12 protein-coding genes are annotated in these 13,369 nt (G+C 35.2%); 2 read left to right on the plus strand and 10 right to left on the minus strand.

Features of this window, described 5'->3' with window-relative positions; all coding sequences use genetic code 11:
- Positions 1–19: 19 nt before the first annotated feature.
- Together B2145_RS09100 and B2145_RS09105 are read right to left on the minus strand one after the other, a co-directional pair.
- Complete coding sequence (locus B2145_RS09100; RefSeq protein WP_291101275.1) at positions 20–1,288, minus strand: efflux RND transporter periplasmic adaptor subunit; 1,269 nt, start codon at positions 1,286–1,288, stop codon at positions 20–22.
- 10 nt (positions 1,289–1,298) lie between these two features.
- Positions 1,299–2,648, minus strand: a complete 1,350-nt coding sequence (locus B2145_RS09105; RefSeq protein WP_291101278.1) for a TolC family protein — start codon at positions 2,646–2,648, stop codon at positions 1,299–1,301.
- Between the two features lie 285 nt (positions 2,649–2,933).
- On the opposite strand from B2145_RS09105, the gene B2145_RS09110 reads away from it, so the two are divergent.
- On the plus strand, positions 2,934–3,716 hold the full coding sequence (locus B2145_RS09110) for an RMD1 family protein (protein ID WP_291101280.1): 783 nt from the start codon (positions 2,934–2,936) through the stop codon (positions 3,714–3,716).
- A gap of 6 nt (positions 3,717–3,722) precedes the next feature.
- On the opposite strand, the gene B2145_RS09115 is transcribed toward B2145_RS09110, so the two are convergent.
- The 7 genes from B2145_RS09115 to B2145_RS09145 form a co-directional block, all read right to left on the minus strand.
- On the minus strand, positions 3,723–4,295 hold the full coding sequence (locus tag B2145_RS09115) for a DNA polymerase ligase N-terminal domain-containing protein (protein WP_291101282.1): 573 nt from the start codon (positions 4,293–4,295) through the stop codon (positions 3,723–3,725).
- Between the two features lie 144 nt (positions 4,296–4,439).
- Complete coding sequence (locus B2145_RS09120) at positions 4,440–4,625, minus strand: YgaP family membrane protein (RefSeq protein WP_291101284.1); 186 nt, start codon at positions 4,623–4,625, stop codon at positions 4,440–4,442.
- Positions 4,626–4,646: 21 nt separating this feature from the next.
- Positions 4,647–4,955, minus strand: coding sequence for a hypothetical protein (locus B2145_RS09125; RefSeq protein WP_291101287.1), 309 nt, complete (start codon positions 4,953–4,955; stop codon positions 4,647–4,649).
- 16 nt (positions 4,956–4,971) lie between these two features.
- The gene (locus tag B2145_RS09130) at positions 4,972–8,199 is read right to left on the minus strand and encodes an efflux RND transporter permease subunit (protein WP_291101290.1); all 3,228 of its coding nucleotides are present in this window, start codon (positions 8,197–8,199) and stop codon (positions 4,972–4,974) included.
- 197 nt (positions 8,200–8,396) lie between these two features.
- Positions 8,397–9,479, minus strand: a complete 1,083-nt coding sequence (locus B2145_RS09135) for an efflux RND transporter periplasmic adaptor subunit (protein ID WP_291101293.1) — start codon at positions 9,477–9,479, stop codon at positions 8,397–8,399.
- A gap of 4 nt (positions 9,480–9,483) precedes the next feature.
- Positions 9,484–10,797, minus strand: a complete 1,314-nt coding sequence (locus tag B2145_RS09140; protein WP_291101296.1) for a TolC family protein — start codon at positions 10,795–10,797, stop codon at positions 9,484–9,486.
- 260 nt (positions 10,798–11,057) lie between these two features.
- Positions 11,058–11,801 (minus strand): TIGR00730 family Rossman fold protein, encoded by a 744-nt coding sequence (locus tag B2145_RS09145; protein ID WP_291101299.1) that lies wholly within the window; start codon positions 11,799–11,801, stop codon positions 11,058–11,060.
- 871 nt (positions 11,802–12,672) lie between these two features.
- Between B2145_RS09145 and B2145_RS09150 the strand changes: the two genes are divergently transcribed.
- Positions 12,673–12,993 carry a hypothetical protein gene (locus tag B2145_RS09150; RefSeq protein WP_291101302.1) on the plus strand — a complete coding sequence of 107 codons (321 nt, stop codon included), beginning with the start codon at positions 12,673–12,675 and terminating at the stop codon, positions 12,991–12,993.
- Here the strand turns inward: B2145_RS09150 and B2145_RS09155 are convergent.
- Entirely contained in the window at positions 12,977–13,213 is a 237-nt protein-coding gene (locus B2145_RS09155; protein WP_291101305.1) for a hypothetical protein, read from the minus strand. The two genes, B2145_RS09150 and B2145_RS09155, sit on opposite strands and share 17 nt — an antisense overlap.
- Positions 13,214–13,369: the final 156 nt, after the last annotated feature.

Raw genomic sequence — 13,369 nt, forward strand, 5'->3', positions numbered from 1 at the left:
ACTCCTTGGTTTTATTTCATTAATTTCTCGGCCTTCCGCTACCTCTTCTTGGCATTTGCGGCATAAAAGGACTCCGTTGTGCATTATCGGCATTGTTGTTGTTTTCACCTGTTACAACATTTGTTATCACCTCTTCATTTGGCGACAGCCCTTTTATTACTTTTACATAAGTATTATCATTCAGACCGATTGTTATTCTTTTCTCTGTTAGTGTATCGCCATTCTTTATCCATACAGTTGCTTTTTGGTTTGTTTCGTTTAGGTTATTCAATTTATTTGTACTGTCTGGTTGTTGGGTTTTCTTTTCTCCTTCTCTTTTTAGACCGGCAATATTTCTTTCCGCCTTTATGATTATATAATGGTTTAATAAAGTGGAATCAGGCTTGAAAGTCAAAGCCTTGGAGGGAATTAACAAAGCATTATCGTCTTGTTCTGTATAAATATAGATACTGGCTGTCATACCTGGTTTCAGTTTCATTGCTTCATTTTCAACATTTATTAGAGTGGGATAGGTTACAACATTTGCTGAAACTTTTGCGTGCAATAAAATTTCCTGAACAGTTCCTTCAAAAACATCGTTTGGAAAAGCATCTACCGTAAAAGTTACTTCTTGTCCTGACTTTACTTCGCCTATATCGGCTTCGTCTACAGCCGCACGAACCTGCATTTTGGTAAGGTCTTTTGCAATGACAAATAATGTAGGCGCATTAAAACTGGAAGCAATAGTCTGTCCGGCACTCACATTCCTGTTAAGCACTACCCCATCGATAGGGGAATAAATATCGGTATAGGAAAGATTCTTATTAATAACTTTCAATTGTGCAACTGAATTATCTACGGCAGCTTTGGCACTTTGAATTTGATTTAGCGCCAGCTGATAATCTGCTTTACTGATGGCTCCCAAGTTGAATAATTGGTTTTGTCGTTCAAAATTACTCTGCTGAAAATTCAGGTTACTTCTGGCATTGGCAAGATTTGCTTTTGATTGTTCGGCTTGCGCCAAAAGAATAGAAGGATCAATTTTGGCCAGCAATTGCCCTTTTTTTACCACACTATTAAAATCAGCATATATATTTTTTACCACGCCGGAAACTTGTGCTCCTACAGAAACGGTGTCAACCGGTTGGACGGTTCCGGTGGCCGTCACACTTTTTTCAATATACCCATATTGTGCCTTGCTGGTTACAATGGTTACCTCCTCTGTTTTTTTCCGGGACACGAAATATAGGATTGCAGCAACTATTACAATAACCAAAACAGAAAGTAATATGATTGTCTTTTTTTTCATTTTAGTGATTTTATAATATTATAGGATTGCCCATGTAGAATTCATATATTTTTTGTTGCAATACGGCAGTGTATTTTGCCTGAGTGAAAGCCTGCACAGCCTGCACATATTGGTTTCGCTGCTGCAATAAATCAAACGAATTGATTCCGCCTAATCTGAATTGTTCATTTGAGATTCGGTAGGTTTCCGTGGCGGCACTCAATTGCTCTTTTGCTGCATCATAAGCCTGCTGGGCATTTGTGGCATTGAGATAAGCCTGCTCTACCTCTTGCGACAAAACCAGTTGATTGTTTTGCAAATTGAGATTGGCTTGTTTATAACCAATATTGGCTTTTTCAAGATTGGTCTTATTAATACGGTTTGAAAAAATAGGAATTGATAAGTTGAGCCCAAACCGTTGGTAAAAATTATTGTCCAATTGTGTGAAGTACCCTGTCTTTGGAAAATTGGAATTTGTGATAACATCACTATAACCTGTGCCCATAGAGCCGTTTGCAGAAAGTACAGGTTTGAAACCCGCTTTGGCTTTGGCAATATCCAATGTGGCGATATCAACGCCTAATTTCCCAATTTTTATTTCCGGGAAAATTTGAAAAGCTGTTTGTTGCACACTATGAAGCGAAGGCATCACAACAACTATTTCTATCGAAAGTGGCGTTACAATATCAAATACGGTGTCTGTCGGTAATTGCAGCAATTGTTTCAAGGACAGGATGTTCTGCCTGATTGCGTTCTGGGTTTGTACCAATAAATAGTTATCGCTTGCCAGTTGTGCTTGGAGTTGCAATAAATTATTTTTTGGAATGCTCCCGGCATCATAAAATAGTTGGCTCTGTTTAACCCTGGCTTCTGATGTTTTTACAAGATCAGAAAGATATTTCAGGTTTTCTTTTGCCAATAAAATAGCCAAGTAACTTTGAGTAATTAATAGCGTAATATTATTCTGGGATTGCTGTATAGAAAGTCTTGCAGATTGACTTAGCAAATCCTTTTGCTGGATATTGTTATTAATGTAATTATCATTCCACAGAATAATCGAAGAATTAACCGAATAAGTTCCATTGCTGGTTAACTGATTTTCAAGATTACCATTGCCAGATACCTCATTTTTACTATTATTAAATGTGTTATTGGCAGAACCTGACAGGCTGGGGATTTTGCTCCCTTTGGCAGCCAATACCTCCTGTATGGAAGTTAGTTCTTTTAGCTTAAGTGTGTTAATCTCAATATTGTGTTCAGCCGCATATTTAAAACACTCTTCTATACTCCATTTTCTTATTGAATCTGAAACTTGGGCATAAATTGGGTTAAAAATTACAACTGCCAGAAGACTTAATAAATATAGCATCAAATGTTTCATTTAAAAAATATTTAACTATCCTGATTTTATCAATACGACTGATTTTTGCAAATAAAACTTTGATAATGAATAGAATACTATTTTTAAGCCTTATTGTTGCCATTATCAAATCACACTCAAATTTAAGATTTTATTTTTTAAATAGATCAGATTATCTTTATAATTTCAGGTTTTGATTCCGTTTTTTCTCAATAGAAAAGTAAAGTTAAGGTAGATATGAAATCTGAGCCTACCTTTGGTTTTACAAAATGAAATTTTTCTTAAATTTGTGTAAAACAGTTTATTATGGAAATCAAAATCGAGGCTATCCAAATTGCAGAATTCTTTAATATCAAAAAATTTCGTGCCGAATTTCGTGCCGAAGCCTTTTCCGGATCCACTTCCGAAGTGTTCTATGCCCTAACAGACACTAACCGATATTTATATGTTTTTGACTATGGGGTGGTCGTATTTGCTAATTATGATGCAGTAGCCAAGAGTGAATTCATTCATTTTGTGAAAAATTATACCACCACAGCTGTTAATTTAAATTTGTTTGAGGAATACCGGATTGAAACCGATGAAAAATTACATAGGGCTTTGGTAAAAAATGATTATGTCACCGTTCCCCAAATTGACTCTTCCCTATTGCGAATTGTAATGCTCAATATTGGGCAATCTGTCGCGCTTGAATATTACGAAGTATTGACGGACGAACTCATAACTTCTTCAAAATACTATATTCTGGAATTGGAACATCGCGGTAAACTGAGTATTTCAAAAACTGATTTACTCAAATACATAGGAAAGGTACTGAATGTAAAAAACAGTATTGTCGACAATTTGTATATTCTCGATGATCCAAACCTCGTTTGGGATAATGAAGAACTCAATCTGCTCAACCGACTCCTCAAGACCAATTTTGACATCAATCCCCGTTTCAAAGACCTTGATTATCGCCTGCAAATCGTTGAAAACAATCTTACCCTTTTTACTGATGTGTTAAACGTCCGGGAAAGCACCCGTTTAGAGTGGATTATTATTATATTAATCCTTATCGAAATAGCGATAGCCTTGTTTTTCCATTGAAAAAAATTATTTTCCCAATTCTTCTAAAGTTGAATTAGAAATAACGGATTTATTTTTAAGTAAAATGTCGGCATCATTTGCATACTCATCATTCTTTTTTATCAAAATCCAAGCATTTTTCTGTTTAATTTTTAATTTTACCAATGCGAATTCTCCTTTTAATTTTTTCCCATTCAGAATAAAACTAAGGTGACCCTTTTGTAAACCTTCTTTTAATTTACTTTCAACTTCATCCTTATCGTGTTCATCAGCCAAAGTATAGGTTCCATTATCCCAAACGATAACCGTTCCCGCACCGTAATTTCCTTCGGGAATAATTCCTTCAAAATCCTTGTAAACATAAGGATGGTCTTCCACCAAAATCGCAAGTCTTTTCTCTTCCGGATTCATTGAGGGTCCTTTTGGGATTGCCCAACTTTTCAAAACCCCGTTCATTTCCAGACGAAAGTCATAATGCAAATGCGATGCTGCGTGTTTTTGTACTACAAAAATCAATTCATTTTTTGATTTTTTAATCTCACCTTTAGGTTCGGTGGTGGAATCAAAATCGCGTTTTCGATTGTATTTACTTAAATCCATAGTTTATAAGGATTGAATTAAAACTATATTAAATTTACTGTTTTTAAATTGATTTTCTGTAGGAGAGCTAGACTTTTTTAAAACACGAAAAGAGGATACCGTTCAAGATATCCTCTTTTTCATAAATAAGTTAGGAGTTTTTATTTAATCCTTCAATCCTAATTTAGACAAAATAGTATCCAACAAACACCATTTGGTTATTGAGGATTGTAATAAATTAACACCTATAAATGCGGTAAACCATAACCAATTTTGATTTACATAAATTGCCAATAACAAACTGATTAGTATAAAAGTTCCTACAATTGCTCTAAAGACTCTATTTTTCATAATTATTTAGATTTAATGAATTTACTTGCTGCATCTCTCGATGTTAAGTACAGCAATATGAATATTCGATTTCGTTACTTGTTCTTTATTAAATACTCCTACAAATTCAAAAAGAGAATCTACTTTTTCCTCTTTTACAAAAGCATAAAATAGTATAGATTCTGTTTCTTGCATATTGGTTGCAAACCAGTTGCCTTCTATGGCATCTTCGGAGTTATCTTTAAATCCTTTTACATCTTTATAGGAAAATGATTTAACTTCTGACTTTTTAAGAATTTGTTTAATTTCTTTCTCAAATTCTTTTATTGCTGTTATTAATAGTAATTTCATTTTTTTAAGTATTAGGTTATAGTTCTTGGTCTTTAGGTAATTCACTGTCTGAATCACTTTCCCATTTTTTTCTTTCTGTTATGTAATAAATAATTGGCACAACTAACAAAGTCAAAATTGTAGAAACCACGGCTCCAAAAACCAATGATATTGCCAATCCTTGAAAAATAGGGTCAAACAAAATAATAGAAGCCCCGATTACTACTGCTCCTGTCGTCAATAAAATTGGAACCGTTCTTACTGCTCCGGCATCAATAATGGCTTGTTTTAATGGAATACCATCGTTCAATCGAATTTCAATAAAGTCTATTAACAGTACCGAGTTCCTAACCATAACTCCCGCCAAAGCTATCATGCCAATAAATGAAGTGGCGGTAAAAAATGCCCCTAATAACCAGTGACCAAATACAATTCCAATTAAAGATAATGGGATGGCAAGCATCATTACAATAGGCGTCTTAAAGTTTTGAAACCAACCAACAATCAGCATATAAATGATAACAATTACCACCATAAATGCAACCCCTAAATCACGGAAAACTTCCAAAGTGATTTGCCATTCTCCATCCCATTTTACAGTAAAGTCACTTTCATCCGATGGTTGTTCCATATACAATTCATTGACTTTATATCCTTTTGGCACTTTAATTTTGGCCAATTTTTCATTCATTCCTAAAATTGCATATACTGGACTTTCCAATGCTCCGGCCATATCGGCAGTAACATAAACAACCCGTTTTTGATCTTTTCTGTAAATGGTTTTCTGCAATGTATCCATTTTTACTTTCACTAAATCGCTCACCGGAATCATATTGCCCTGACTTCCTTTGATTTTTAGGTTTTGAATATCTTGCAAACTGGTTTTGTCTTTGTCGTCAAGCGAAAGGACAATCCCAACATTGTCATCAGAATTTTCGTCATACAAATTAGAAACGGGATATTCTTTCAGCAAATAAGTCAAATTCCCAACCACTTGTTGTGGGGCAATTCCGTTGAGCATTGCTTTTTCTTTATCCACCACCAGTTTATATTCCGTTTGATTATCCTCAACCGTCCAATCGATATCCACAATATCGGAAGTGTTTTTAAGAATATCTTTTACCTGATTAGCCACTTTTATTTGGTCTTTGTAATTTGGTCCATAAATCTCTGCAACCAAAGTCGATAGAACAGGTGGTCCTGGCGGAACTTCAATCACTTTTACATTTGCTCCATATTTCTTGGCAATCTTTTGAATTTCAGGTCGCATTTCTTTGGCAATTTGGTGGCTTTGCAACTTTCTGTCTTCTTTATGCAATAAATTCACCTGAATATCTGCCATATTGCTTCCACCACGCAAATCGTAATGACGAACCAAACCATTAAAGGTAATTGGTGCCGAAGTTCCGATATAGTTTTGATAATTAACCACTTCTGGTTTAGTCGAAAGATATTGCGCAATTTCTTTGGTTACGGCCGACGTACGTTCTAATGTTGTACCTTCGGGCATATCAATCACTACTTGAAATTCGTTTTTGTTGTCAAATGGCAACATTTTTACAACCACCGATTTAGTGAAAAACATAGTTACAGAACCTATTAATAGTATAACAGTAATACCCAAAAGAATTTTCCTTTTTGTACCGCTTTCCAAGAGAGGTCGCTCCAACTTGTTGTAAATTTTATAAACCCAACTGGTATTTAATCCTTCTTCGGCTTTATGTTCTTGTGTTTCCTTTTCTTGAAGCAAATGATAACCCAAATAAGGGGTCACGGTCAAAGCCACAAACAAAGACAATATCATCGCAATCGAAGCACCGATAGGCATCGGACTCATATATGGCCCCATCATTCCGGATACGAAAGCCATTGGAAGAATTGCCGCAATTACCGTAAAGGTTGCCAAAATAGTTGGATTTCCTACTTCATTAATCGCATAAATTGCTGCTTGTTTAAATGGAAGTCGCTTCATCTTGAAATGCCTGTGCATATTCTCGGCAATAATAATACTGTCATCTACCACAATTCCAACCACAAAAACAAGTGCGAAAAGTGTAATTCTATTCAGCGTATAACCCAATAAATAATAAGCAAACAAAGTCAAGGCAAACGTTAATGGAACAGAGAAAAATACCACCAATCCACCACGCCAACCCATAGCCAACATCACCAAGAAGGTAACCGCCAAAATAGCAATCCCCAAGTGCATCAATAATTCTCCCACTTTGTCCGAAGCCGTTTCGCCATAATTTCGGGTCACTTCTACGTGAACATCGTTCGGGATTAAATTTTTCTTGAGTAGATTAACTTTAGCTATAATTTTCTCCGATATTTTCATCGCATCAGCTCCTTTTACTTTACCAACAGAAATGGTAACGGCTGGATACTCTGACTGCGCATTTTTAAATTTTTCATTGGCTTTTCCATAACCAAAAGACACATAACTCCGTGCTGTTGAAGGGCCATCTTGAACCTTCGCCACTTGTCTCAAATACACCGGCATATTTTTATTTACCCCCACAACAAGACTTTCAACGTCTTCAGAAGTCGATAAAAATTGCCCTGTTGTCAACAAATATTCTTGGTCATTCTTTACAAAACTTCCGGATTGTGAACTTCCATTGTTGGCCTGAATCATTTGCATAATTCCCAAAGCATCCACGCCGTTTTCGGCCATTTTGTCTTTGTCTAAAATCACTTTTAGCTCCCGCGTTCTACCTCCAATTTCTTTGGTAACGGCAACGTCTTTTACCTTTTTAATTTCCGAACTAACTTCTTCGGCTATTTGACGCAACTGAAAATCATCCTGTTTTTCGCTCCAAAACGTTATTCCTAACATTGGCACATCGTCAATGGAACGTGTTTTTACGATGGGTTTATAAACACCTTGCGGAAACATATTTTCGTGTTTTGCCAATTCGTTATATAGCTTCACATACGAACGTTCGACATCCTCACCTACATAAAACTGTACAATCAGCATCGCCTGACCATTCATTGCCATCGTATGCACGTGTTCGACCCCTTTGATATTAGAAATGATTTTTTCCAAGGGTTTTGCAACTCTATTTTCCACTTCTGTCGGGCTTGCACCAGGATAGCCCACCATCACGTCGGCCATCGGAACATTAATTTGTGGTTCCTCTTCTCTTGGAATAAGAAACGAACTATAAACACCAATAATCATCAAAGCCACCATCAATAAAATGGTTAGTTTCGAATTGATGAAAAAATTGGCTATTTTACCTGAAATTCCTTCTTGCATAATATTTTATTTATTTGGGCGTGACCCTCCCAAAAAGGTCGGGTCGGGCTATCCGTTTCAATCCACGGGATTCCTCCTATTGTCGGAATGACACGTGGGATTTTCACTTCTATCCCTCACGCGGAATTAACAATGAAATCTATTTTTCTACAAACATATCGCTCCTCTGGAGCTGAAAAACTGAAAACAGTGACTGATTACTGAACACTAACTTTCGCTCCGTTAAACAATTTTCCTTCAGCCGAAACAATGTACTGCTCGTTTGCTGATAATCCTGATAAAACTTCCACTTGATTACCGAAAGTTTTTCCTGTTCGCAACCATCGTAAAATGGCGACATTTCCGCTTCCTATGGTGTAAATTCCAATTAACTGACCTTGTTTTACCAAAGCATTTTCTGGAACCAAAACCATTCCACTTTGTGCAGTTTTAGCGGCATTTACAATTGGGAATTGTACATTTACAAACATACCGGACAAAACGGAACTGTCAGTTTTATCTAAATTTATCTTCACTAAATATTGTCCGCCTGTATTTGTAGCCGACAAACTCACTTCACTCACTTTTCCGGTAATATTTTTGTTGGATGATTTGACCAAAACTTTCACAGACATTCCTTTTTTGATGGAACTAATATCATTTTCAGAAACCATCGCTGTTACCTGTAATTTTGAAGCTCCTTCAACGCTAACCAAAGGCATTCCCGGATTTGCCATATCACCTTCTTTTACAAAAGTATTAGTTACCACTCCCGAAAATGGAGCCGTAATATTAGAATACGAAAATTGCGCCATCACTTCGTTTCTCATTTGCTTGGCTCCTTCTAATCCCGCTTTCGCCATTTCGTAACGCGCCGTCATATCGTCTAATTCTTTTTGGGAAGCACTTTGTTGTTTGAATAAATTAACAAAACGATCGTAATCTTTTTTAGCATTGTTATAGCCCGCAGTCGCTTGAAGAATACTAGCGTCAACTTGTGCTTTTTTGGCTTCTAAATCGGTGTTATTAATGCTTACCAATAATTGTCCAGCTCCCACTTTTTGTCCTACCTTCACGTGAACTCGGGTAACGTAACCCATCATTCTGGTACTTAAATTAGCACTGTTTTCGGCTTCAATTTTTCCGCTTGCTGTGATAAAAGAGCTAGTGTCATTTTCAGAAACTCCACTTACTTTCACGGCAATTGCCGGTTCATTGGTCACCACTTCTTTTTTTTCTCCGTTACACGAAGATAAAATGGCAAATGCTACAGTTATAATTGGTATTAATATCTTTTTCATATGTTTATTTAGTTAAAAATTGTAAGTATTGTTGAGTGAAATTGTATTCAAAAACGGCTTGTAGTAATTCCAATTCTTTTTGGAACATTTGCGTTTCAGATTGCAATAAATCTGTTGTTTTTTCCAGTCCTTGGGTAAAACGGTTGCTTCTGATTCTATACGCTTCTTGTGATTGTTCCAAAGCTAGTTTAGAAAGGTTTACTTTGTTTTCGGCATCCCTTAACTGACGATTGGTTTTGTTCAATTCCAATTGGCTTTGAGCTTTATATTGTTGGGTTTCAATTTCATATTTTTGAAAATCGGCTTTGGCTTTTTCCATTTTTCCAATAGATTTATAACCGTCAAAAACATTCCAAGATAATTGTGCTCCCACTAAATACCCTTTGGCAGTAGTGCCAAATAATTTATCATCATACATTTCATAACTTCCAAAAGCATTCAATCTTGGCAAGAAATTCATTTTGCTAGATTGCAACATTTTTTGGTAGGCTTCAGATGATTTTGACATTGCCTGAATATCTTTTCTATTATCGGAAAGTTTGGTGTCAATATTTTCAATAGCAATGGTGTTTTCTAATTCTTCCAAAGGTTTATATACTTTATTGGAATTGTCTTCATCCAATAAAAAAGCCAAATAATCTGAGGCATTTTGTACATTGCTTTTGGCATATTGCAACTGGTTTTTTATTTCATTGACACGAACTTGCACCGAAAGCAAATCAGTTTTTTGCAAAATACCTTGCTTGAAATAGTTTTCTATCAGTTTTAAATTGGCATCAGCCGTAGCACTTGCTTTTTCCAAGACCTTGACCGCTTTGTATGCCAATTGTAATTGCATAAAGGATTTACTAACCTCAAGTTCCAAATATTCTTTGGTACGCTCGGTTTGCAATTGAAACGCTTCCATTTTGGATTTGGCTGCTTGTCTTCCATACAATCCATCAACATTTATCAAAGGCTGTAAAATTTCAATTTTAGTGGCAAAATTTTTAGTTTTCGCTGGATTATTCAGCAATGCCGGATTAAAATCAGAAGCCGTCAAGATTTCTTGATTGAGTTTAGACCCAAAAGCCATTAGGGGGTTAGTTGTAGAAATTGCAGTATGTGAAGCGGAAATATTCGGCAAAAAAAGCGCGTTTGATTGCCTGTAATCAGCCTGCGCCGATTGATACGACTTTTCTGCAATTTTTATTTGCAAATTTTTGTCGGAAGCTTTTTGCCAGATATCCTTCCTGGAAATAGTCAAAGTGTCTTGGCTATAACCTAAAGTACAAATGGAAATTGTTCCAAGCAACATTATAAAATTTATTTTCTTCATAATTGATTTATCTGATTATGGGGCAAATATATATTCGCAAAAAAAGAAGTTCAGTAACAAGTGTTACATAGAACACCACAAAATCAAAAAACATCTCGAAATGAGATGTTTTTGCTTAATAAAACGTTCTTATTTGTCATTGCGAGGAACGAAGCAATCACATAACGAGAGCAACTAATATGAGCAACAAATGTGATTTGCTTCGCCAGTTCGCTATCGCTCGAGTCTCCTTCGTCGCAATGACAAAAAACACAAATTTATCATCTTCTACTTTCTCCAAACCACCATTTGGCTTTGTAAACTTCCTTCTTCAATCCAAATTTTTTGATGGAATATTTCTTGATATGTGCAACCAAATCCTCAACGGAATCAGTAACAAACAGCAATTTCATATCTTCAGGACTGATGCTTTCGTGCTTTACCATCATATCAATGTGCTCGCACAAACCTTTATGATATTCCGTATCGAAAATCACAACCGGAAAACCGGCAATTGTTTTTGTTTGAATTAAGGTCAAAGATTCAAATAATTCATCCAAAGTGCCCATTCCTCCCGGCATTACAATAAATGCGAAGGAATATTTCACGAGAATCACTTTCCTGACAAAAAAGTAGGGAATATAAATCCATTTATGAAGATACGGATTTGGTTTTTGCTCTACGGGAAGCACAATATTGCAACCCACGGAATAACCACCGGCTTCATAAGCTCCTTTATTGGCGGCTTCCATAATTCCGGGGCCGCCGCCTGTCATTACGGTAAAACCCAGTTTAGCCATTGCGGCGCCAATTTTTTCGGCATCCTGATAATGATCCATTTCGGGACCAAAACGTGCCGAACCAAAAACCGTGACACAAGGCCCGATAAAGTGCATTTTACGGAAAGCCCTAATGAAGTTATACTGCACTTTGAAGGTGAAAATCAACTCCCTAAATCGGGAAAACGGTCCTTGAAAAAATCGGGATTCTTCTTTTGAAAGTCTATATTGTGGAGCTTTTTTCATAGTTAGCATAAAGATACAAAATAGTTTTTTTTGTATGACTAAACTGCCTTTTCATTTAATACAAAAGTTTTATTTCCAGTTCTTTAAATTATAAATGTAAGATTAATTGTAATGGAAATAAAAAGGGTATATTTGATTTTCAATAAAGCAGGACGGTTGTCAGACAAAGCCACCCAAAATAGGGGTGATAAGTCTGATTTTGTCAGACCTATGTACAAGTTGTCATGCAGTTTAGAATAGAAACAGAAAACCCTACCAAAATTGATAGGGTTGAATGCTCAAAGTTTTTAAGAAGAATAGGACGCTTATTTCCTATTTCAGTCTAGCGACTGTACAAAAGCTAAAGAAGATTATGTGTAAACTTGAAAAGATTAGCAAGTGGGTTAATTTATTAACCTCCTTAGTTAAATTGATTGAAGTGGTCGCATCGCTTTGGTAAGACGTGGTAAGACACATTAAAATCTGCATTTAAATTAAATCAAATCAAATCGTATTCTAAAGCCATTCGCGAGACTGCTGAGAGGGATTCGCGTCCCTCTCTTTTTAAAAACTTTAAAATTATAATAACTAATTTATGAATAAATTATCACTTAAAATTTCAGTTTATATTTACGTTTTTATATCGATAATTTTAGGATTAATATCTCCTTTTACAACTGGACTTATTGCTTATAAAGTAGTCAACCCACATAATGTTTTTACTATAATTTTGTTTATTATAGTTTGGTTTGTAATATCATTTATTGTTTTAATAATTGCTAAATATTTATATGAAGGAATAAGATATAGATTTACAAAAATTGACAACTATCTTTACGAAATAGAAAACTATATTGAAAACCAAAAATATAACTGAAATAACCAAAACAATATGAAACCTACTTTAGAATTACTTATTGAAGATATAAAATATGACATAATAGAAATTGAAAACACAAATGAAATAGACTTTGTTAAAGTTTATAACATCTACACTAGCATTTACAATCGGTGTGAAAATTTAAAACGTGAATCTTTTGAATCTGACGAAAAATTCGAAAGGTTTTCTAAATCTATTACTCTTTATAGAAGTTCTGATTTTATTACAGAGGAATGGCTAAAAGACGGAGTAGATTTTTGTATTTCAAATAACTATTCTAAAATAAGAGAAGATTTAAAAATGCTATCAAGTTATCTTAGGATTGCGCAGTAATTTCAGGATATATAATATTCATTAAATCAGGCATATTGTTTCCTGTTAAAAAATCTATTTTCCTACATAAAACAATTGTATCTAATAGAGTTGAATCTGTTCGAGTTTCTGTTTCAATATCACTAAGTAAATGCTTATGACAAATTAGTAAATTATCAGCAACGATTCTTAGGTATTTTTTTTGGGTGTTTGTTATTGTGTATTTATTAGCGTTTGACATTTTCTTGTTAGTTTTACATCGATTATCCTCCAAAAATGGAAGAATGAACCCGATAGGCGGAAATGGTTGCAGTGCCCACAAACGAGAGCAGACAAAATGAGTCAACAAGAAATAGTTTTTGATTTGTTAATCGAAAAATGGAATTGGGTTTAATTT

The sequence above is a fragment of the Flavobacterium sp. UBA5153 genome, from assembly GCA_002413745.1.
In the GTDB taxonomy this organism is placed as follows: Bacteria; Bacteroidota; Bacteroidia; order Flavobacteriales; family Flavobacteriaceae; genus Flavobacterium.